The sequence below is a fragment of the Streptomyces sp. A0642 genome (assembly GCF_004795105.1).
Lineage (GTDB): Bacteria > Actinomycetota > Actinomycetes > Streptomycetales > Streptomycetaceae > Streptomyces.
The window spans coordinates 27,390-48,082 of sequence record NZ_SSBL01000032.1 but is presented as its reverse complement, the minus strand read 5'-3'; the positions used below and the strand labels follow the sequence as shown (position 1 = coordinate 48,082).

At 71.2% G+C, this 20,693-nt stretch carries 19 protein-coding genes; 8 read left to right on the top strand and 11 right to left on the bottom strand.

The window, feature by feature from the left end:
* The first annotated feature begins 32 nt into the window (after positions 1 to 32).
* Complete coding sequence (locus E6R60_RS32440) at positions 33 to 707, top strand: FCD domain-containing protein (RefSeq protein ID WP_136330288.1); 675 nt, start codon at positions 33 to 35, stop codon at positions 705 to 707.
* Between the two features lie 169 nt (positions 708 to 876).
* Here E6R60_RS32440 and E6R60_RS32435 read toward each other — a convergent pair whose 3' ends face one another.
* The 3 genes from E6R60_RS32435 to fabG form a co-directional block, all read right to left on the bottom strand.
* A complete protein-coding gene (locus tag E6R60_RS32435; protein WP_136330287.1) occupies positions 877 to 1,269 on the bottom strand; it encodes a hypothetical protein in 393 nt (130 codons plus the stop codon).
* 160 nt (positions 1,270 to 1,429) lie between these two features.
* Positions 1,430 to 2,197 (bottom strand): enoyl-ACP reductase FabI, encoded by a 768-nt coding sequence (gene fabI / locus E6R60_RS32430; RefSeq protein ID WP_136330286.1) that lies wholly within the window; start codon positions 2,195 to 2,197, stop codon positions 1,430 to 1,432.
* Between the two features lie 5 nt (positions 2,198 to 2,202).
* Entirely contained in the window at positions 2,203 to 2,922 is a 720-nt protein-coding gene (gene fabG / locus E6R60_RS32425) for a 3-oxoacyl-[acyl-carrier-protein] reductase (protein ID WP_136330285.1), read from the bottom strand.
* A gap of 268 nt (positions 2,923 to 3,190) precedes the next feature.
* Between fabG and E6R60_RS32420 the strand changes: the two genes are divergently transcribed.
* The 3 genes from E6R60_RS32420 (at position 3,191) to tyrS (ending at position 7,441) form a co-directional block, all read left to right on the top strand.
* Positions 3,191 to 4,714, top strand: a complete 1,524-nt coding sequence (locus E6R60_RS32420; protein ID WP_136330284.1) for a TldD/PmbA family protein — start codon at positions 3,191 to 3,193, stop codon at positions 4,712 to 4,714.
* The gene (locus E6R60_RS32415) at positions 4,711 to 6,105 is read left to right on the top strand and encodes a metallopeptidase TldD-related protein (protein ID WP_136330283.1); all 1,395 of its coding nucleotides are present in this window, start codon (positions 4,711 to 4,713) and stop codon (positions 6,103 to 6,105) included. Before E6R60_RS32420 ends, E6R60_RS32415 begins: the two co-directional genes overlap by 4 nt.
* 67 nt (positions 6,106 to 6,172) lie before the next feature.
* Positions 6,173 to 7,441 carry a tyrosine--tRNA ligase gene (gene tyrS / locus E6R60_RS32410; RefSeq protein WP_136330282.1) on the top strand — a complete coding sequence of 423 codons (1,269 nt, stop codon included), beginning with the start codon at positions 6,173 to 6,175 and terminating at the stop codon, positions 7,439 to 7,441.
* 155 nt (positions 7,442 to 7,596) lie between these two features.
* Here tyrS and E6R60_RS32405 read toward each other — a convergent pair whose 3' ends face one another.
* Positions 7,597 to 7,881 carry a GlsB/YeaQ/YmgE family stress response membrane protein gene (locus tag E6R60_RS32405; RefSeq protein WP_136330281.1) on the bottom strand — a complete coding sequence of 95 codons (285 nt, stop codon included), beginning with the start codon at positions 7,879 to 7,881 and terminating at the stop codon, positions 7,597 to 7,599.
* A 243-nt stretch (positions 7,882 to 8,124) separates the two neighbouring features.
* Between E6R60_RS32405 and E6R60_RS32400 the strand changes: the two genes are divergently transcribed.
* On the top strand, positions 8,125 to 8,502 hold the full coding sequence (locus E6R60_RS32400; RefSeq protein ID WP_136330280.1) for a DUF3099 domain-containing protein: 378 nt from the start codon (positions 8,125 to 8,127) through the stop codon (positions 8,500 to 8,502).
* A gap of 219 nt (positions 8,503 to 8,721) precedes the next feature.
* Complete coding sequence (locus E6R60_RS32395; protein WP_136330279.1) at positions 8,722 to 8,979, top strand: hypothetical protein; 258 nt, start codon at positions 8,722 to 8,724, stop codon at positions 8,977 to 8,979.
* Positions 8,980 to 8,986: 7 nt separating this feature from the next.
* Here E6R60_RS32395 and moaA read toward each other — a convergent pair whose 3' ends face one another.
* The 3 genes from moaA to E6R60_RS32380 all read right to left on the bottom strand — a co-directional run bounded on the left by moaA (position 8,987) and on the right by E6R60_RS32380 (position 12,160).
* On the bottom strand, positions 8,987 to 9,976 hold the full coding sequence (moaA, locus tag E6R60_RS32390; protein ID WP_136330278.1) for a GTP 3',8-cyclase MoaA: 990 nt from the start codon (positions 9,974 to 9,976) through the stop codon (positions 8,987 to 8,989).
* A 184-nt stretch (positions 9,977 to 10,160) separates the two neighbouring features.
* Positions 10,161 to 11,798 carry a cation acetate symporter gene (locus E6R60_RS32385; protein ID WP_136330277.1) on the bottom strand — a complete coding sequence of 546 codons (1,638 nt, stop codon included), beginning with the start codon at positions 11,796 to 11,798 and terminating at the stop codon, positions 10,161 to 10,163.
* Positions 11,795 to 12,160: a DUF485 domain-containing protein gene (locus tag E6R60_RS32380; RefSeq protein ID WP_136330276.1), complete on the bottom strand. Its 366-nt coding sequence runs from the start codon at positions 12,158 to 12,160 to the stop codon at positions 11,795 to 11,797. The genes E6R60_RS32385 and E6R60_RS32380 overlap by 4 nt, the downstream gene beginning before the upstream one ends.
* A 289-nt stretch (positions 12,161 to 12,449) precedes the next feature.
* Between E6R60_RS32380 and E6R60_RS32375 the strand changes: the two genes are divergently transcribed.
* Positions 12,450 to 13,985 (top strand): S8 family serine peptidase, encoded by a 1,536-nt coding sequence (locus E6R60_RS32375; protein WP_136330275.1) that lies wholly within the window; start codon positions 12,450 to 12,452, stop codon positions 13,983 to 13,985.
* 39 nt (positions 13,986 to 14,024) lie between these two features.
* On the opposite strand, the gene E6R60_RS32370 is transcribed toward E6R60_RS32375, so the two are convergent.
* Genes E6R60_RS32370 through E6R60_RS32360 form a run of 3 tightly spaced genes read right to left on the bottom strand, consistent with a single transcriptional unit; the run spans position 14,025 to position 16,666 of the window.
* Positions 14,025 to 15,068: a zinc-dependent alcohol dehydrogenase family protein gene (locus E6R60_RS32370; RefSeq protein ID WP_136330274.1), complete on the bottom strand. Its 1,044-nt coding sequence runs from the start codon at positions 15,066 to 15,068 to the stop codon at positions 14,025 to 14,027.
* Between the two features lie 21 nt (positions 15,069 to 15,089).
* On the bottom strand, positions 15,090 to 15,782 hold the full coding sequence (locus E6R60_RS32365) for a lysoplasmalogenase (RefSeq protein ID WP_136330273.1): 693 nt from the start codon (positions 15,780 to 15,782) through the stop codon (positions 15,090 to 15,092).
* Entirely contained in the window at positions 15,779 to 16,666 is an 888-nt protein-coding gene (locus E6R60_RS32360; RefSeq protein WP_136330272.1) for a sterol desaturase family protein, read from the bottom strand. Before E6R60_RS32360 ends, E6R60_RS32365 begins: the two co-directional genes overlap by 4 nt.
* A 149-nt stretch (positions 16,667 to 16,815) precedes the next feature.
* Here E6R60_RS32360 and E6R60_RS32355 point away from each other — a divergent pair, with 149 nt between their 5' ends.
* Complete coding sequence (locus tag E6R60_RS32355; protein WP_206309572.1) at positions 16,816 to 19,908, top strand: NACHT domain-containing protein; 3,093 nt, start codon at positions 16,816 to 16,818, stop codon at positions 19,906 to 19,908.
* A gap of 42 nt (positions 19,909 to 19,950) precedes the next feature.
* Here the strand turns inward: E6R60_RS32355 and E6R60_RS32350 are convergent, their stop codons facing one another.
* Positions 19,951 to 20,664: a VIT family protein gene (locus E6R60_RS32350; protein ID WP_136330271.1), complete on the bottom strand. Its 714-nt coding sequence runs from the start codon at positions 20,662 to 20,664 to the stop codon at positions 19,951 to 19,953.
* Between the last annotated feature and the right edge of the window lie 29 nt (positions 20,665 to 20,693).

The window sequence follows — 20,693 nt, the reverse complement described above, 5'->3', positions numbered from 1 at the left end:
CCGGCCGGCCGCACACCCGAGCAAGGAGCACCATGGCGCTGACGTCCCCGCGGCGTTCGGCACTCGCCGACCAGGTGATTGCCCAGCTGAGGAACCAGATCACCTCGGGCGAGTGGCCCGTGGGCTCGCGCATCCCCACCGAGCCCGAGCTGGTCGAACAGCTGGGAGTGGCCCGCAACACCGTCCGTGAGGCGGTGCGCGCGCTCGCGCACAACGGGCTGCTCGACATCCGGCAGGGCTCGGGCACCTACGTGGTGGCCGTCAGCGAGCTGGCCGGGGTGATGCACCGCCGCTTCGCGTCGGCCGATCCGCGCCATGTGGCCGAGCTTCGCTCGACGCTGGAGTCCTCGGCGGCGCGCCTGGCCGCCGCGCGGCGCACCGAGCGGGACCTGAAGCAGCTGGACGCACTCCTGCGGCGCCGGGAGGAGACCTGGGCGGCGGGGGACGCGGAGGCCTTCGTGGCGGCGGACGCGACGCTGCATCTGGCCGTGGTCGCCGCCTCGCACAACGAGGTGCTGACCGGCCTCTACGCCGACCTGGGCGAGCTGCTGAAGGACTGCCTGCGGGACGACGTCGGGCACGAGCTGGGCCCGGAGGACATGATGGACCACGCCCGGCTGGTCGAGGCGATCCGGGCGGGCGACGCGGAGACGGCGGCGGCCGAGGCCGCGAGCCACGCACTGAGCTGCCTGGTGGACCGGGTCTGAGAGCCGCTCCCGGCGGAGCGGGACCGGGCCCGAGGGGCCCTCCTGGCGGACCGGGCCCGAGAGCCGCGGCCGAGGCCACGAGCCGAGGCGCCTGAGGGACCGGGTCCGAGAGCCGCCCCGGCGAACCGGGGCCGGGCCCGAAAGCCCCCGCGGTGGACCGGGTCCGAAATCAGGACGCCTTGCGGGGGTGCGGGTCGGCGGCGTGCGTGACCCAGGCCGAGCCGACTTCCTTCCAGCAGCGGTCGTCCAGCCGGACGGTCCGTCCGGGGCCGACGGTGACCGGCTTGGAGTCCGCGTCGATGTCCCACCAGCGGGCGCATTCCGTGTGCAGCCGGACGCGGTCGGTGGAGGGGTACGGGTTGTGGCAGTAGGCGACCACCCGGGAGCCCTTCACCGACGTACGGCATTCGGCGCCGGAGGGTTCGGGGTCGGCCGCGGGTCGGGCGGCCGGACCCGCGGCTCCCACGTGCCCGGCCGCGTACAGGCCGACGGGCGCCAGCAGCCCTGTGACGACGGCGGACGCCGCCAGCAGGGATCGGGTTCGGTGACGTGTGCCGCGCACAGCGATCTCCTCCCCTCCGCCTGACCAGAAGTCCGGTTCCTCCACATTCTGCGGTGGATCGGCCGGGTTTTCGACCTGAGCGCCGGGAGGCCGGACGGGGCAAGGAAAACGGCCGCGCACCGCCCTAAGAGAAGGCGGTGCGCGGCCGGGGTGCGAGAAGTCAGGCGCCGATCATGTGCACGCCACCGTCGACGTGGATGATCTCGCCCGTCGTCTTCGGGAAGAAGTCCGAGAGCAGCGCGACGATGGCGCGGCCGGCCGGCTCCGGGTCGGCCATGTCCCACGCCAGCGGGGAACGGCTGTCCCACACGCTCGCCAGCTCGCCGAAGCCCGGGATGGACTTGGCGGCCATGGAGCCGAGCGGTCCGGCGGACACCAGGTTGCAGCGCAGGCCGTCCTTGCCCAGGTCGCGGGCGAGGTAGCGGGAGGTGGCCTCCAGGGCGGCCTTGGTCGGGCCCATCCAGTCGTACTGCGGCCAGGCGAACTGCGCGTCGAAGGTGAGCCCGACGATCGAACCCCCCTCGCTCATCAGCGGCTTGCACGCCATGGCGAGCGACTTCAGCGAGAACGCCGAGACGTGCATCGCCGTGGCGACCGACTCGAACGGGGTGTTGAGGAAGTTGCCGCCGAGGGCGTCCTGCGGCGCGAAACCGATGGAGTGGACGACGCCGTCGAGCGAGCCCAGCTCCTCCTTCACCAGACCGGCGAGCCGGTCCAGGTGCTCGGTGTTGGTCACGTCCAGCTCGATGACCTTGGCCGGCTTGGGCAGCTTCCTGGCGATGCGCTCCGTCAGCGTGGGCCGCGGGAAGGCGGTCAGGATGATCTCCGCGCCCTGCTCCTGGGCCACCTTGGCGGTGTGGAACGCGATGGACGACTCCATCAGCACCCCGGTGATGAGGATGCGCTTGCCGTCGAGAATTCCGCTCATGGTGATCAGTGACCCATGCCCAATCCGCCGTCAACGGGGATGACGGCTCCAGTGATGTACGACGCGTCGTCGGAGGCGAGGAAGCGCACCGCGGCGGCGATCTCCGCGGGCTGCGCGTAACGCGCGAGCGGCACCTGGGCGACGATGCCCTTGCGCTGCTCCTCGGTGAGCGCCTGCGTCATGTCGGTGTCGACGAAGCCGGGCGCGACGACGTTGAAAGTGATGTTCCGCGAGCCGAGCTCACGGGCCAGCGAACGGGCGAAGCCGACCAGACCGGCCTTGGACGCGGCGTAGTTGGCCTGTCCCGCCGAGCCGAGGAGGCCGACGACGGAGGAGATGAGGACCACGCGGCCCTTCTTGGCGCGCAGCATGCCGCGGTTGGCGCGCTTGACGACCCGGAAGGTGCCGGTGAGGTTGGTGTCGAGTACGGACGTGAAGTCCTCCTCGGACATCCGCATCAGCAACTGGTCCTTGGTGATACCGGCGTTGGCGACCAGCACCTCCACGTTGCCGTGCTTCTCCTCGATCTCCTTGTAGGCCTGCTCCACCTGTTCGGCGTCGGTGATGTCGCACCGGACCGCGAGAACTCCCGCCCCGGTGAGCTCGGCGGGCGGCTCGCCGGAACGGTAGGTGATCGCGACCTTGTCGCCGTTGTCGGCGAAAGCGCGGGCGATGGCGAGGCCGATGCCCCGGTTTCCTCCGGTGACGAGAACCGAGCGGCTCAACGGATCACCCTTTCCTTCAGCGGTCTGGTACCTCGAAAACCTATCGGTACCAGGCGCTCCGAGAGGAATCGGCCCCTGACAGCGCCTCCATCCGGTCACTGTGGGGTTCCTACAGTGACGTATCCGGCCCGGCGGGCCGCGCCGGGACCGGGGGCCGCCCGGATTCCCGCCCCCGCGCGGGCGGGAATTCGGCCGCGACGCCGCTGAGGCCGTGCTTCACTGCCTCGTAAACGATCCGAGGGTATGTGACGCAGAGGAGAGGCCGCCCGTGGCCCATGAGGTAGATCAGTCGTTCCTGGCCCTCCCGCTCCGGCCCCTCGCCGACGCGGCGCTCGCCCGTGCGCGGGCGCTCGGGGCCGTGCACGCCGACTTCCGCTTCGAGCGGGTGCGCAGCGCCACCTGGCGGCTGCGGGACGCCCGGCCGGCGGGGTCGTCCGACACCACCGATGTCGGCTACGCGGTGCGGGTGGTGCACGGCGGGGCGTGGGGGTTCGCCTCCGGAGTGGATCTGACGATGGACGCCGCGGCGCGGGTGGCCTCGCAGGCCGTCGCCATGGCGAAGCTGTCCGCGAAGGTGATCGCGGCGGCGGGTTCGGACGAGAAGGTGGAGCTCGCCGACGAGCCCGTGCACGGCGAGCGGAGCTGGGTCTCGGCGTACGACGTCGACCCCTTCGGCGTACCGGCCGAGGAGAAGGCCGGGCTCCTCGCCGACTGGAGCGGCCGGCTGCTGGGCGCCCGGGGCGTCGCACACGTGGACGCCTCCCTGATGACCGTCCACGAGAACAAGTTCTACGCCGACACGGCCGGCACGGTCACCACCCAGCAGCGGGTGCGGGTGCATCCGCAGGTCACCGCGGTCGCCGTGGACGCGACGACCGGTGAGTTCGACTCGATGCGCACGATCGCGCCGCCGGCGGGGCGCGGCTGGGAGTACCTGACCGGCACGGGCTGGGACTGGGACGCGGAGCTGGAGACCATCCCGGCTCTGCTGGCCGAGAAGATGCGGGCCCCGAGCGTCGAGGCGGGGACGTACGACCTGGTCGTCGACCCGTCCAATCTGTGGCTGACCATCCACGAGTCGATCGGCCACGCCACCGAGCTGGACCGGGCGCTGGGGTACGAGGCGGCGTACGCCGGGACCTCGTTCGCCACCTTCGACCAGCTGGGCAAGCTGGCGTACGGCTCTGCGGTGATGAACGTGACGGGCGACCGCACCGCCGAGCACGGGCTCGCGACGATCGGGTACGACGACGAGGGTGTCGCGGCGCAGTCCTGGGACCTGGTCAAGGACGGGACGCTGGTGGGCTACCAGCTGGACCGCCGGATCGCGAAGCTGACGGGTCTGGGCCGGTCCAACGGCTGCGCGTTCGCCGACTCGCCGGGTCATGTGCCCGTGCAGCGCATGGCGAACGTGTCGCTGGCGCCCGATCCCGGCGGGCTCTCCACGGAGGATCTGATCGGCGGGGTGGAGCGCGGGATCTATGTGGTCGGCGACCGGTCCTGGTCGATCGACATGCAGCGGTACAACTTCCAGTTCACCGGACAGCGGTTCTTCCGGATCGAGAACGGCAGGCTGGCCGGGCAGTTGCGCGACGTCGCCTACCAGGCGACGACGACGGACTTCTGGGGCTCGATGGAGAAGGTCGGCGGGCCGCAGACGTACGTCCTGGGCGGCGCCTTCAACTGCGGCAAGGCCCAGCCGGGCCAGATCGCGGCCGTCTCGCACGGCTGCCCCTCCGCCCTCTTCCGAGGCGTGAACATCCTCAACACGACGCAGGAGGCCGGGCGATGAGCCGCGTCAGCAAGCCGCACGAGATCGTCGAGCGCGCGCTCGAACTGTCCACCGCCGACGGCTGTGTGGTCATCGCCGACGAGGAGTCGTCGGCCAATCTGCGCTGGGCGGGCAACGCGCTCACCACGAACGGGGTGACCCGGGGCCGGACCCTGACCGTCATCGCCACCGTCGACGGCTCCGAGGGCGCCGCCTCGGGCGTGGTGTCCCGGTCCGCCGTCACCGCGGCCGATCTGGAGCCGCTGGTGCGGGCCGCCGAGGCCGCCGCGCGCGGGGCCGGTCCGGCCGAGGACGCGCAGCCGCTGGTCACCGGGGTGCCGGAGTCGCCCGACTTCACGGACGGGCCCGCGGAGACGGGGTCCGACGTCTTCGCGGCCTTCGCGCCCGCGCTCGGCGACGCCTTCGCCCGGGCCCGCTCCGGCGGCCGCGAGCTGTACGGCTTCGCGAACCACGAGATGACGTCGACCTACCTGGGCACCTCGACCGGGCTGCGGCTGCGCCACGACCAGCCGAACGGGACGCTGGAACTGAACGCCAAGTCGCCCGACCGGTCGCGTTCGGCCTGGGCGGGGCGCTCGACCCGTGACTTCAAGGACGTCGACCCGGCGGAGCTGGACGCCGAGCTGGCCCAGCGGCTGGGCTGGGCGGAACGCAGGACCGAGCTGCCCGCCGGGCGGTACGAGACGCTGCTGCCGCCGACCGCCGTCGCCGACCTGCTGATCTACCAGCTCTGGTCGGCGACCGCCCGGGACGCCGTCGAGGGCAGGACGGTGTTCTCCAAGCCCGGCGGCGGGACCCGGCTCGGCGAGACCCTGTCCCCGCTGCCGCTGACCCTGCGCAGCGACCCGCACGCGCCGGGGCTCGAATCCGCGCCGTTCGTCATCGCGCACGCGTCCGGGGACGGTGCGTCGGTCTTCGACAACGGGCTGCCGCTGGGCCGGACCGACTGGATCAGGGACGGCCGGCTCGAAGCGCTGACGACCACCCGGCACACCGCCGGTGAGACCGGACTACCGCCGGCCCCGGCGATCGACAACCTGCTGCTGGAGGGCGGCGGCGAGCGGTCCCTGGAGGAGATGGTGGCCGCGACGACCGGCCGCGCGCTGCTGCTGACCTGTATGTGGTACATCCGGGAGGTCGACCCGGCGACGCTGCTGCTGACCGGGCTGACCCGGGACGGGGTGTATCTCGTGGAGGGCGGCGAGGTGGTCGGCGAGGTGAACAACTTCCGCTTCAACGAGTCCCCGGTGGACCTCCTGTCGCGGGCCACCGAGGCGGGCCGTACGGAGAAGACGCTGCCGCGCGAGTGGGGCGACTGGTTCACCCGGGCCGCGATGCCCGCGCTCCGCATCCCGGACTTCAACATGAGCTCGGTGAGCCAGGGCGTATGACCCGCCTAGACTGACTGTTGCCTTTCGATGCACCCATCGAGACACGTAGCTGAGGAGACACGGAACCGTGACGGACATCGTCGACGAGCTGAAGTGGCGCGGGCTGTTCGCCCAGTCCACTGACGAGGACGCCCTGCGCAAGGCTCTCGCGGACGGTCCGGTCACGTTCTATTGCGGCTACGACCCCACCGCGGCGAGTCTGCACGTCGGTCATCTGGTGCAGGTGCTCACCATGCGCCGGCTCCAGCAGGCCGGTCTGCGGCCGCTCGCCCTGGTGGGCGGGGCGACGGGCCAGATCGGCGACCCGCGGCCGACCGCGGAGCGCACGCTGAACGACCCGGAGACGATCGCGGCCTGGGTGGCCCGGCTGCGGTCCCAGATCGAGCCGTTCCTGTCCTTCGAGGGCGAGAACGCGGCGGTCATGGTGAACAACCTGGACTGGACCGCGGGCATGTCCGCGATCGAGTTCCTGCGGGACATCGGCAAGCACTTCCGGGTCAACAAGATGCTCACCAAGGAGTCCATCGCCCGGCGGCTGGAGTCCGACGAGGGCATCAGCTACACCGAGTTCAGCTACCAGCTGCTCCAGAGCATGGACTTCCTGGAGCTGTACCGGCGCCACGGCTGCACCCTCCAGCAGGGCGGCAGCGACCAGTGGGGCAACCTCACGGCGGGTCTCGACCTGATCCACCGCCTGGAGCCGGGCGCCGAGGTGCATGCGCTGGCGACCCCGCTGATGACGAAGGCGGACGGCACCAAGTTCGGCAAGTCCGAGAGCGGCGCCATCTGGCTCGACGCGGAGATGACCACGCCGTACGCGTTCTACCAGTTCTGGCTGAACGTGGACGACCGCGACATCTCCCGCTACATGCGCATCCTCAGCTTCCTGAGCCCCGCCGAACTGGAGGAGCTGGAGAAGGTCACCGAGGAGCGGCCGCAGGCCCGGACCGCTCAGCGTGCGCTGGCCGAGGAGCTGACCACGCTGGTGCACGGCGCGGAGCAGTGCGCCGCGGTCATCGCCGCGTCGAAGGCCCTGTTCGGCCAGGGCGATCTCGGCGAGCTGGACGAGGCGACGCTGGGCGCCGCGCTCTCCGAGGTGCCGCACGCGCAGGTCACCGAGCTCGGTCCGCTGGTCGACCTGCTGGTCGAGGCCGGGCTGGCGCCGAGCAAGTCGGGTGCCCGGCGCACGGTCAAGGAGGGCGGCGCCTACGTGAACAACGTGAAGGCCGTCGACGGTGAGGCCGCCCCCTCCCGCGAGGAGCTGCTGCACGGGCGCTGGCTGGTGCTGCGCCGGGGCAAGAAGAACCTGGCGGCGATCGAGGTCACGGCCGGCTGACCCACGCGCGGTCAGCAGCACCAGGCCCGTCGGGCCCGGCTGACCAAGCCCGGCCGTGTCGTCACGGCCGGAGTCGTCACGGCCGGGGACAGGGACGGACAGCAGCACGGCGGGGCACGCGATGCGTGCCCCGCCGTCGGGCTGTGCGCTCTCGGTCAGGTCCTCTGTCTGTTGCTCCGGCTGCCCCGGATCGAGGCCCAGAGCATGTCGCCGACACCGACCACCACCACGGCTCCGATCAGCTGGAGCACATGGCGCGTCCAGTCGATGCCCTTGGTGTCGTTGACGCCGATCCAGGTGGCGACGGCATTGCCGAGGATGCTGCCGATCATGCCGAAGATGACCGTCAGCCAGAGTGGGATCTCCTGCTTGCCCGGCAGGATCGCCTTGGCGATCAGACCGAGCACCAGACCCACGATGATTGCCCACAACCAGCTCATGTGTCGCCTCCTCGTACGACGCGGTGTCGTGCACGGCCCAGTCTCCGCGCCGCTCGGCTACGCCGCACGTCGGACGGGTCCGTACGTGCGGCGGGCGGGCATGCGTACGCACGCGGCGCGCCCCGGCATCGAACCGGGGGGAGAGCGGGCGTACCGTGGGACGCGGTCCGGGGAGCGTCCGGCGACGGCACACGGTCTCCCCCCGTTCGTCGTGAACTGAGCTCGGGGAAGGGTGGTGGAGACGTGTTGGGGAAGCACAGCGGTGCGGAGGTCTTCCGGATCACGGGGGCGCGGCAGGGGCTCGCGGAGGATGTGCGCGGCAGACAGCGGCGGTATGTGATCTCGATGTCCGTGCGCACGGTCTCGGTGGTCGCCGCGGCGGCCCTGTGGAACGTGGAGCGTCATGTGGCGATCGTGGCGCTGGCGCTGGGGGTGCTGCTGCCGTACGTCGCGGTCGTCATCGCCAACGCGGGCCGGGAGAGCAGTCCGTCCATTCCCTCGACCTTCATACCGGCGCCGACGCGTCCCGCTCTGGATGCGGCGCCGATGGCCGGTCCGGCGGCCCCCGGTCCGGAATCCGGACGCGCTTTCCGAAGCCCGGATCCGCAGGAGCACGGCTGACCCCGGGACGGCCCCAAGCTCAAGAAAAGCTCAGATCAATCATGAAGTTCCAGTGCACCGCACCCCGGTCTGCGTGACATACTTCGTGAGCGCTCCGCATCCCCCGTCGGAGCGACGGACCGACGCCGGGCAGCTCCCCCCGTGGCTGCTCGGCGTCGCCATTTCTCCGGCGGGGATGCCGCAGGACCGCCGTCCTGCCCAGGCTTTAGGGTTGAGTCCGTGAACTCCCCAGAATCCGGTTCCGCGGCCGCGCCTTCCCCCACCGCCCCCGTCTGCTCGGCCAAGGGCTGCCGCGCCGATGCCGTGTGGGTGCTCGCCTGGAACAACCCGAAGCTGCACACTCCCGACCGCCGCAAGACCTGGCTGGCGTGCGACGAGCACCGGGAGCATCTGTCGCAGTTCCTGGGCGTGCGGGGCTTCCTCAAGGATGTGGTGACGCTGGCCGAGTGGGAGTCGAGGGACGCGCCCTCCTCGTGAGGAGCGCCTATCCGCCGATCGCCGACATCGGGCGGTCGGGCTGGAGGAACGACGGGTCGTCGAGGCCGGAGCCGGCCTTCTTGCCCCACATGGCGAGCTTCCAGAGCCGGGCGATCTCCTCGTCCGGGGCCTCGGAGCGCAGGGCGCCGCGCAGGTCGGTCTCCTCGCGGGCGAACAGGCAGGTGCGCACCTGTCCGTCGGCGGTGAGCCTGGTCCGGTCGCAGGCCCGGCAGAACGGCCGGGTGACGGAGGCGATGACGCCGACGCGGTGGGGGCCGCCGTCCACGAGCCAGCGCTCGGCGGGGGCGGAGCCGCGTTCGCCGTCCTCCTCGGCGGTGAGCTCGAAGCGGGTGCGCAGCGACTGGAGGATGTCACCGGCGGTGATCATGCCGTCGCGCTTCCAGCCGTGCTGGGCGTCCAGCGGCATCTGCTCGATGAAGCGGAGCTCGTAGCCGTTCTCCACGGCCCAGGCGAGGAGGTCGGGGGCCTCGTCGTCGTTGAGCCCCGGCATCAGGACGGTGTTGACCTTGACGGGGGTGAGGCCGGCCTCACGGGCGGCCTCGAGTCCGGCCAGGACGTCGTGGTGGCGGTCGCGGCGGGTGAGGGTCTTGAAGACCTCGGGGCGCAGGGTGTCCAGGGAGACGTTGACCCGGTCCAGTCCTGCCGCCTCGAGCGCGGCGGCGGTCCGTTTCAGTCCGATGCCGTTGGTCGTGAGCGACATCCTGGGGCGGGGCTCCAGGGCCGCGCACTGCTGGACGATGGAGACGAGTCCGGGGCGCAGCAGGGGCTCTCCGCCGGTGAAGCGGACCTCGGTGATGCCGAGCTGGGTGACGGCGATGCGGACGAGCCGGACGATCTCGTCGTCACTCAGCAGGTCGGGCTTGGCCAGCCACTGCAGGCCTTCCTCCGGCATGCAGTAGGTGCAGCGCAGATTGCAGCGGTCGGTCAGCGAGACGCGCAGGTCGGTGGCGACCCGGTCGTACGTGTCGATGAGCATGGTGGCCCCCTCCCCCGGCGACTTCCCGGTTGCGGAATCTGACTCTTCCGAGACTACGCGAGACCTCTGACAACGGAGGGGCCCGTTTGACACGAGGAGCGGCGCGGCCGCGTCGTAGGACTCTACGACGCGGCCGCGGGGCCGGAGGGCCCGGAAGGGGCTCTCCTGTGTGAACTCCTGCTCTCTAGTGGGCTCCGATGCCGGTGAGGGACTTGACCTCCAGCTCGGCGTACTTGCCCTGGTCGGGCTCCTCCTTGGACAGGAGGGAGCCGATCCAGCCGAGCAGGAAGCCCAGCGGGATGGAGATCAGGCCCGGGTTCTCCAGCGGGAACCAGGCGAAGTCGACGCCCTTGAACATCGAGGTCTTCGCGTTCCCGGAGACGACCGGCGAGAACAGCACCAGGATCACCGAGCTGGCGAGGCCGCCGTAGATCGACCACAGCGCGCCCTGGGTGGTGAACCGCTTCCAGAAGAGGCTGTAGAGGAGCGTGGGCAGGTTCGCCGAGGCGGCGACGGCGAAGGCGAGCGCCACCAGACCGGCGACGTTCATGTCGCGGGCGAAGGCGCCCAGCACGATCGCGGCGGCGCCGATGAAGACGGTGGCCCAGCGCGCGGCCCGCATCTCCTCCTTCTCGGTGGCCTTCCCCTTGCGGATGACGTTGGCGTAGATGTCGTGGGCGAAGGAGGACGAGGAGGCGAGGGTCAGTCCCGCGACGACGGCGAGGATGGTGGCGAAGGCGACGGCGGAGATGACGGCGAGCATGACGGCGCCGCCGGTGGTGCCGACCCCGCCGAGGTACTCGGCGAGCTGCGGGGCCGCCGCGTTGCCTGCCGGGTTCTTCGCCTTGATCTCGTCCGGGCCGATGAGGGCCGCCGCGCCGAAGCCGAGCGCGATGGTCATCAGGTAGAAGGCGCCGATGATGCCGATGGCCCAGTTGACCGACTTACGGGCGGCCTTGGCGGTCGGCACCGTGTAGAAGCGGATCAGGATGTGCGGCAGCCCGGCGGTGCCCAGCACCAGGGCGATGCCGAGGGAGAGGAAGTCCAGCTTCGAGGTGCCCGTGGCCCCGTACTTCAGTCCGGGCTCCAGGAACGAGGCGCCGTGTCCGCTCTTCTCGGCGGCGGTGCCCAGCAGGTCGGAGACGTTGAAGTCGAACTTCCACAGCACCATGAAGGTCATCAGGATCGCGCCCGCGATGAGGAGCACGGCCTTGACCATCTGCACCCAGGTGGTGCCCTTCATGCCGCCGATGGTGACGTACACGATCATCAGTACGCCGACCAGCGCAACGATGAGGATCTTTCCGGCATCGCTGGTGATGCCGAGGAGCAGCGAGACCAGAACTCCCGCGCCCGCCATCTGCGCGAGCAGGTAGAAGATCGAGACGACGATGGTGGAGACGCCCGCGGCGGTACGGACCGGGCGCTGGCGCATCCGGTAGGCGAGGACGTCGCCCATGGTGTAGCGGCCGGAGTTGCGCAGCGGCTCGGCGACCAGGAGCAGCGCCACCAGCCAGGCGACGAGGAAGCCGATCGAGTAGAGGAAGCCGTCGTAGCCGAAGAGGGCGATGGCTCCGGCGATGCCGAGGAACGAGGCGGCGGACATGTAGTCGCCGGAGACCGCGAGGCCGTTCTGGAACGCGGTGAACTGGCGGCCGCCCGCGTAGAAGTCGGAGGCGCTCTTGGTCTGGCGGCCGGCCCAGACGGTGATGCCGAGGGTGGCGGCGACGAAGACGGCGAAGAGCGAGATGATCAGCGGCCGGTGCTCGCTGGTGGACGAGGCGAGCGTCACGACGGTCTGGGAGTGGTACGCGGCGCTCATGCGTCGGCCTCCATGCGGGACTTGATGGCCTCGGCCTTGGGGTCGAGCTTCGCGTTGGCGTGCCGCGAGTAGAACCAGGCGATGAGGAACGTGGTGAGGAACTGGGCGAGGCCGAAGACGAAGGCCACGTTGAAGTTGCTGTACACCTTGGTGCCCATGAAGCCGCCGGCGTAGTTGGAGAGCAGCACGTACAGCAGGTACCAGAGGACGAAGGCGATGGTCAGCGGGAAGGCGAACGAGCGGTAGGAGCGGCGGAGTTCGCCGAATTCCGCGCTCGCCTGCTCCGCGACGAACGCCTCGGTCGTGGGCTGGGCGGGGCCGGTCTCCGTACTGCCCTCGGGCGGCGGTGCATCGGTAGCCACGGAATCTCCTCGCGACGCGGGTGCGGTGGTGGTGGGGACGGTGGATTTCACTGGGGACCTCGATATCGGGGAGTGATGGTGCGCTTCCCCTGACAACGGCACGCGGCGCGCGGCGAAGCGGTTCACCTCGGTTTCCGCCCGCTTCGCGTCACCCCTTCGGACGCCCCGGCCCCCATCGGTTCTCCCGAACTCATTGATGAGCGGGGATGATCAGCGATAGCTTCACTCGTCATGTACGCGACTGGACACAGCCCGTGTCCGGTCGACAGACGGATGAAGTGGAGACCCCATGGCTCATCTGGGATCCGGACGCAAGCGCGCACTGACGCTGCCCGTCGGACTGGCCCTCACGGCGTCACTCGGCTTCCTGCCGACGGGCACCGCCTCCGCCGCCCCGGCGCAGGACGCGCCCTCGGCGGCGGTGTCGACGGACGGACCAAAGCTGTCGTACGTGGTCAACACCCGCGGCGGTCACGGCACCGTCAAGCAGGTGCGCAAGGCGATCGAGCGGGCGGGCGGCACGGTGGTGATCGCCTACGACCGGATCGGGGTCATCGTCGCCCACTCGCAGAACCCGCGGTTCGCGGAGGCGATACGCCGCGTCAGGGGAGTCGACTCCGCGGGCGCCACCCGCACCAACCCGATCGTGCCGCAGGCCACCAAGGACATCGGGGTCGAGCAGCCCCTGACGGCCGAGCAGGAGCGGAACGCGGCGGCGCGGGCGACGGCTGCCCAGGACCCGCTGGAACCGCTGCAGTGGGACCTGCCGGCCATCAAGGCGGACAAGGCGCACGAGAAGTCGCTGGGCAGCTCGAAGGTCACGGTCGCGGTCATCGACACGGGTGTCGACGACACCCATCCGGACCTCGCCCCGAACTTCGACCGTTCCGCCTCGGCGAACTGTGTCTCCGGCGCCCCTGACACCACGGAGGGCGCCTGGCGTCCGGCGGCCGGTGAGAGCGATCACGGGACGCACGTCGCGGGCACGATCGCCGCCGCGAAGAACGGCATCGGGGTGACGGGGGTCGCGCCGGGTGTGAAGGTCGCCGGTATCAAGGTGGCGAACCCGGCCGGCTTCTTCTACACGGAGTCCGTCGTCTGCGGCTTCGTCTGGGCCGCCGACCACGGCGTGGACGTCACGAACAACAGCTATTACACCGACCCGTGGCTGTACAACTGCAAGAACGACCCGGACCAGGGCGCGCTCGTCGAGGCGGTCGCCCGGGCCACCCGGTACGCCGAGAGCAAGGGCACGGTCAACGTCGCCGCGGCGGGCAACTCGGCCGAGGACCTGGCGGCCGACACGATCGAGGACTCCAGCAGCCCGAACGACACCGAGCCGGTGACCCGGACCATCGACCCGAAGCAGTGCTTCGACATCCCGACGATGCTGCCGGGCGTGGTGACGGTCTCGGCGACGGGCGCGAAGGGGCTGAAGGCGTCGTACTCGAACTACGGGAACGGCGTCATCGACGTCGCCGCGCCGGGCGGCGACTCGACGACCTACCAGACGCCCGCCCCGCCGGCGACGAGCGGTCTGATCCTCTCCACGCTGCCGGGCGGCAAGTACGGCTACAAGGCCGGTACCTCGATGGCTTCCCCGCACGTCGCGGGCGTCGTGGCCCTGATCAAGTCGAAGCACCCGTACGCGTCGGCGGCCGCGGTCAAGGCCCTGCTGACGATCCAGGCCGACGCCACGGCGTGCGGTGACCCGTACGACATCGACCGCGACGGCACCGTCGACGCGGTCTGCGAGGGCGGCAAGAACCGCAACGGCTTCTACGGGGCCGGAGTGGTGGACGCGCTGGACGCGGTGCGCTGGTAGCGGACGGTCCGGGGGCCGGTGTCCGGCCCCCGGACCGGCTCACGGCCTGATGAGGACCTTCAGCGCCGTGCGCTCGTCCATCGCCTTGTAGCCGGCCGGTACCTCGTCGAGGCCGACGGTCAGGTCGAAGACGGGCGACGGGTCGATGGTGCCGGACAGGACGTCGGGGAGCAGCTCCGGGATGTAGGCGCGCACGGGGGCGACTCCGCCCCGCAGGGCGATGTTCCGGTCGAACATGACGCCGAGGTCCAGTCCGGTGCCGCTGCCGTGCGGCACGCCGACGTAGCCGATCGAGCCGCCGTCGCGGGTGATGCCGACGGCGGTGCGCATCGACTGCTCGGTGCCGACGGCCTCGATGACCGCCTGGGCGCCCTCGCCGCCGAGCAGTTCCCGTACCGCCGCGACGGCCGCGTCGCCGCGCTCGGCGACGACGTCGGTGGCGCCGAAGTCCCGGGCGATGTCGGTACGCGCCGGGTGGCGGCCGAGCGCGATGATCCGCTCGGCGCCGAGCCGCTTGGCGGCCATGACGCCGCACAGGCCGACGGCTCCGTCACCGACGACGGCGACCGTGGAACCGCGCTTCACACCGGCGCCGACGGCGGCGTGGTGGCCGGTGCCGAGGACGTCGGAGAGGGCGAGCAGCGCGGTGAGGAGGTGGTCGTCGGAGGCCGCGGCGGCGGGGAGCCTGACCAGAGTGCCGTCGGCGAACGGGACGCGTACGGCCTCGCCCTGGCCGCCGTCGGAGCCGACCGAGCCCCAGAAGCCGCCCTGCGGGCAGGAGGTGGTGAGCCCTTCCGCGCAGTAGGCGCAGGTGCCGTCGGACCAGACGAAGGGGACGACGACGAGGTCGCCGACGGCGAAGCCGTTGACCTCGGAGCCCGCCTCCTCGACGGTCCCCAGGAACTCGTGGCCGATCCTCTGGCCCGGCTGCCGGGCGGACTCACCCCGGTAGGCCCACAGGTCGCTGCCGCAGATGCAGGCCCGCAGGACCCGCACCACCACGTCGGTGGGGTGCTGGATCACCGGGTCGGGGACCTCCTGCACGCGGATGTCGTGGGGGGCGTGGATGACGGTGGCGCGCATGCGTGGGGGTCCTTGCTGATCTCAGATGCTGATACTCCGCTCACGGTACGCCCCATGGGTCACACCGGCCCATTTCGCCCCCGGGGCGAGCGCGCCCAGGGTCAGCAGGAGCTGCGCGGCGACGTAGGTGAGCATGACCCAGAAGCCGGGGGCGGGCAGCTGCGGCCAGTCGGCGATGCCGGTGGCGATCAGGGCGTCGGAGAGCAGGAAGAGCGCGCCTCCGGCGGCCGCGTACCGCCCGAGGACCCCGGACCGGTAGGCCATGGCGGTCAGCAGCAGGCTGTAGCCGGCCATCGGGATCCGCAGCCCGGCCGGCAGCCCGTCCCAGATCAGGACGGTGAAGGCGGTGAGGACCACCGCGTATCCGATGCCGGGCAGCACGGCGCCCCGGGCCCGGCCGAAGAGGCGCAGGTAGCAGAGGTGCCCCGCCGCGAAGCCGCCCATCCCGACGAGGAACGCGAGATCGGCGTCGGCCAGCAGGAACACGTCCCCGATCCAGCCGCAGAGCAGGGCCGCGATCAGCAGCCGGGGTCCGCGCCGGGCGGCGGCGTACGCGGCGAGCAGCGGCATCAGCAGCGGCTTGGCGACGAGGTGGAGGACGTCGCCGCCCGTGAGCAGCCCCGTGAGGTCGGCGGCGCACGCGACGAGAAAAGCGAGGAGCAGGGGACATACCAGGCGCTCCCGCCGGCCGTCCTGGACCCGGCCGGCGCTCATCCGGTGCGCTCCCGCGCGGGGGCGGCCACGAGGGCCTCTCGCTCGCCCGGCGTGGCGGGCTGCCAGCCGGGACCGCGGAAGACGCGTCCGGCGCGCTCGCTCCAGCTGCCCGCCGCGCGGACGTCGCGGGCGATGGCGGCGTACTCGTGGGTGGCGACCCGCAGCGGGTTGAAGGTGTCGATGTTCTTCGTGAGCCCGAATACGGGCCGTTCCGTCTCCGCGGTGAAGGAGCCGAACCACCGGTCCCACACGATCAGGATGCCGCCGAAGTTCCGGTCGAGGTAACCGCCCTGGGAGGCGTGGTGCACCCGGTGGTGGGAGGGCGTGTTCAGGACGTACTCGAAGGGCCGGGGCAGCTTGTCGATCCGCTCGGTGTGCACCCAGAACTGGTAGACGAGGTTGGCCGACGAGCAGAAGGCCAGGGCCGCCGGGTGCACTCCGCAGGCGATCAGCGGAAGGTAGAACGGCCAGACGGTCAGCGAGGTCCAGGGCTGGCGCAGCGCGGTGGAGAGGTTGAACTTCCGGCTGGAGTGGTGGACCACGTGGCAGGCCCACAGGATCCGGATGACGTGGTGGCCGCGGTGCGACCAGTAGTAGAGGAAGTCCTGCCCCAGCAGCATCAGCGGGACGGTCCACCACAGGAGCGGGACGCGGAGCGGGGTCAGCTCGTACACCGCGGTGTAGACCGCGACGATGGGCACTTTCCACAGCAGGTCGAAGGCCAGGCTGCCCAGCCCCATGGTGATGCTGGTGGCGGCGTCCTTCGCCTCGTAACCGGCGGCGTCCTCGTCGGGGTGGAAATGGTGGAGCGCCATCTCCAGAACGGTGAGGAGGACGAAGGCCGGTATGGACCAGAGCACTACGTCGGGCAGGTTCGTCGGCATGCCTGCACGGTAGGGCCGCACGTCGGCCCCGGACTAGACGTTGTTACCAACAAGTATGCGAGACGTGCTGTCAGCAGCCTTTGGCACCTTCCGACAGGGCGGTCGTCGTACGATCCCTGCACCAGGGTCCGACAGGGGGAGGAACTGCGGTGCAGGGTCTGGAAGTTGCACTGGTCCGGCTCGCCACGACCGTGCTCGGCACGGTGGCCAGGTCCCTGCTCACCCCGAGACCCGGCGCGGGCCTGGTCCCGGACCCGGTGCGCCCCCTCCCCCGCCCGGCGAAGCCCGACCGGCTGGCGAAGGAGCTCGGGAACCGGCTGGAGGTGTCGTACGCCGGCCTTCCGGGGCACGAGCGGCTGGCGGCCGTGGCTGCGGTCAGAGACACCCTCGCGGCGGCGGGCCCGCTGGGGGCGGACCGGCTCTTCGCCCTGAACCTGGATCCGGGCCGGTTGGCCGCCGAACTGTCGGCGCCCCCGGCGGGTCTGTCGGACCGGGTGTCCGGTCTGTACGCGGAGCTGCTGGAGCGGTGCTGCGCGCACGTCGTGGAGCAGCTGACAGCCGAGCCCTCCTTCATGGCACGGGCGGCGGTGGAGCAGGTCCGTACGGCGGAGCGGACCCGGGAGCTGATGGCGGACGTGCGGGATCAGCTGGGCCCGCGCCCGGACGCCGCGGCGCTGGACTTCGAGCGGCGGTACGCGGAGTTCGTGGCGGCGGCGCACGGCCGGATGGGGCTGTTCGGGCTGACCCTGGGGCGGTCGGCGGCCGAGTGGCCCCTGGAGACGAGCTACATCAGCCTGTCGATGAGCTCCCATGACACCGGCCAGAGCCGTTGGCCGGTGTCCGCGCCCGAGCGGGTGACCGTCAGGGCGGAGCAGGCACTCGCGGAGAGCAACCGGCTGCTGCTGCGCGGGCCGGCCGGTTCGGGCAAGAGCACCCTGGTGCAGTGGCTGGCGGTGAACGCCGCCCGCCGGACCTTCGGTGGCGATCTGTCGGACTGGAACCGCTGCGTGCCGTTCGTCCTGCGGCTGCGCGCGTTCACCTCGGACGAGAGGCTGCCCGGTCCGGAGGACTTCCTGCGCGCGACCGGCGTCCCCCTGCACGGCGCGGCGCCGGCGGGCTGGGCGGACCGGATACTGTCCGGGGGGCGGGGCCTGGTGCTGGTGGACGGGGTCGACGAGGTCCCGATGCGCCTGCGCCGGCGTACCGAGAAGTGGCTGCGGGAGCTGATCACCGCCTACCCGCGGTCGCGCTACGTGGTGACGACCCGGCCGTCCGCCGTCCCGGAGAGCTGGCTCGGGCAGCAGGACTTCACCCCGCACTCGCTGCTGCCGATGGAGCGGGACGACATCCGTACGTTCATCGGGCACTGGCACGACACCGCCCGGCTGGAGTGTCCGGCTCCGGAGGAGCGCGAACAACTCCACGCGTACGAGGCCTCGTTGCGCCGGGCGGTCGGGCTGCGCCGGGACCTGGGGCGACTGGCGACCAACCCGCTGATGTGTGCGCTGCTGTGCGCGCTGAACCGGGACCGGCGGATGCAGCTGCCACGCGCCCGCAAGGAGCTGTACGACGCGGCGCTGGACATGCTGCTGGTACGCCGGGACACGGAACGGGAGATCGTGAACGTCGAGGGGGTCGATCTCACGCGGGAGGAGCAGACGGCCCTGCTCCAACGGCTGGCCTACTGGCTGATCCGCAACGGACAGCTGGAGGCGGGCCGCGGGGAGGCGGTCGCGATGACGGAGCAGTGGCTGCGGGCGATGCCGCAGGTCCGGGGGCCGGCGGAGCAGGTGTTCTCGCATCTGCTGATCAGGAGTGGCCTGTTGCGCGAACCGGCGCCGGGCGCGGTGGACTTCGTGCACCGGACGTTCCTGGACTACCTGGGCGCCAAGGCGGCTGTGGAAGCGCGTGACTTCGGGGTGCTGGTGCGCAACGCGCACGACGACGGCTGGGACGACGTGGTCCAGATGGCGGTGGGGCACGCACGGGTCGACGAACGGGCCTTGCTGCTGGGAAAGCTGTTGCGGCGTGCGGACCAGGAACCCGAGTACGGGCACCGGCTGGTGCTGCTGGCGGCGGCGAGCCTGGAACACGCTCCGGAGCTCGACCCCGAGGTGCGCAAGGAAGTGGCGGACCGCACGGAGGGGATGCTGCCGCCCCTCACACAGGATGACGTGGAAGCGCTGGCGAAGGTCGGCGAGCTGGTACTCGGGCTGTTGCCGGGTCCCGACGAGGTACACGCGGACGAGGCGGCCGCGATCGTCAGGACGGCCGCACGGATCTCCGGCGACGCGGCGTACGAAGTCGTGGCCCGCTTCCGGGAAGACGAGCGGTGGCAGGTCGCGTCGGCAGTCTCGGACGCCTGGAGCTCCTTCGACGCGGACCTTTACGCACGGGACATCATGGCGGCCGGATCCTGGAACGAAGCGTACGCCTACGTGGAGAACACCGCCCAGCTGGAGGCACTGCGCCACATCCCGCGCCTGGGAAGGGTGAATCTCCGGGGTGATCACGAGGCCTTCGCGTCCGTGACGTCACGTTCCGACGTGGAACGGCTCTTCGTCTACCACAACCGGAACCTCGAGGACCTGAGCGAGATCGCGGCCATGTCCGGGCTGCGCGAGTTGGGTATCAGCATGTGCCCGTGGGTCGAGGATCTCGGTCCACTGGTGCGGCCGGGTCTGGAGTGGCTCTCACTGATCGAGCTGAACCCCGCGCTCGATCCGGGGCCGATCGGGGACATGCCCGACCTCCGGCAGCTGATGCTCGGCCATCCCTTCCTCATCGAGAGCATCGGTGAGCTCCCGGTGTGCCGCAAGGTCACCAGCCTCGCCCTGTACCGGCAGACCCGCTACGTGAGCCTGGAGGGCCTGGAGCGCTGGCCGGAGCTGCGCGAGCTGTCCCTGAGCGGCACCACCCAGCTGCGGCAGCTCGCAGGGATGCCGGAGTTGCACGGCCTGGAATCGCTCAATCTGCGAGAGCTGTCACCGCTGGACCTCCGGCTGCTGGCTCCCCTCACCGGACTGCGCACGCTCACCCTTTTCCAGTGCGACATCCCGGACGGGCTGGCACCGCTGCGGGACCTGGCGGGCCTGACCTCGCTCGTCATCGAGTCGTACGTGGGTGCCGCCGACCTGACGCCGTTGAGCAGCCTGAACGGCCTGACCGTCACTCTCGCCTACGGCTCCAGGGCGGTGGGCACCGACGACTTCCCACCCGAGCGGCTCGTACGCAAGGCATGAACGCGCCCCACCTGATTTTCACGCGCGTGCGTGAAGACCGAGTCAGACCCCCGCCGCTCCCAGCAGCTCCCCCGCCACGTACGTCACCGCCATCGCCACCGCTCCCCCGCCCATGTTGCGCAGCACGGCGGGGCCCGGGGACGCGGCACCCAGCCGGGCGCTCCACCAGCCCGTCAGAGCCAGCGCCGCGAGCACCGACACCACGGTCACCACAAGCCTGACCGACGACGGCGGCAGCACGATCGCCAGCAGGGGCAGCAGCGCACCCACCGTGAACGCGAGGAAGCTGGCCCCGGCCGCGTGCCAGGGGTTCGTCAGGTCGTCCGGGTCGATGCCCAGCTCGACCTCCGCATGGGCGCGCAGCGCGTCGCGTTCGGTGAGCTGCACGGCGGCCTCGCGGGCGACCTCCCGGCTGAGCCCCTTGCCCTCCAGCAGGCCGGTGAGCTCGGCGAGTTCGGCCTCCGGGGTCTCCTGGAGCTCCCGCTTCTCCGTGGCCAGTGCGGCCTTCTCCGAATCACGCTGGGTGGAGACCGACACGTACTCGCCCGCGGCCATCGACATGGACCCGGCCAGCAGCCCCGCCAGGCCCGCCGTCAGCAGGGTGCCGCGGGCGTCGGTGGCCCCGGCGACGCCGACGACGAGGCCCGCGGTGGAGACGACGCCGTCGTTGGCCCCGAGGACCGCGGCGCGCAGCCAGTTCAGCCGCGCGCCCAGGCCGTTGCCGTGCGGTTCGTGGTGCGCCTGGGGTTGCGTCATTCGGGGATGGTCTCATTTCCTGTTCGCGG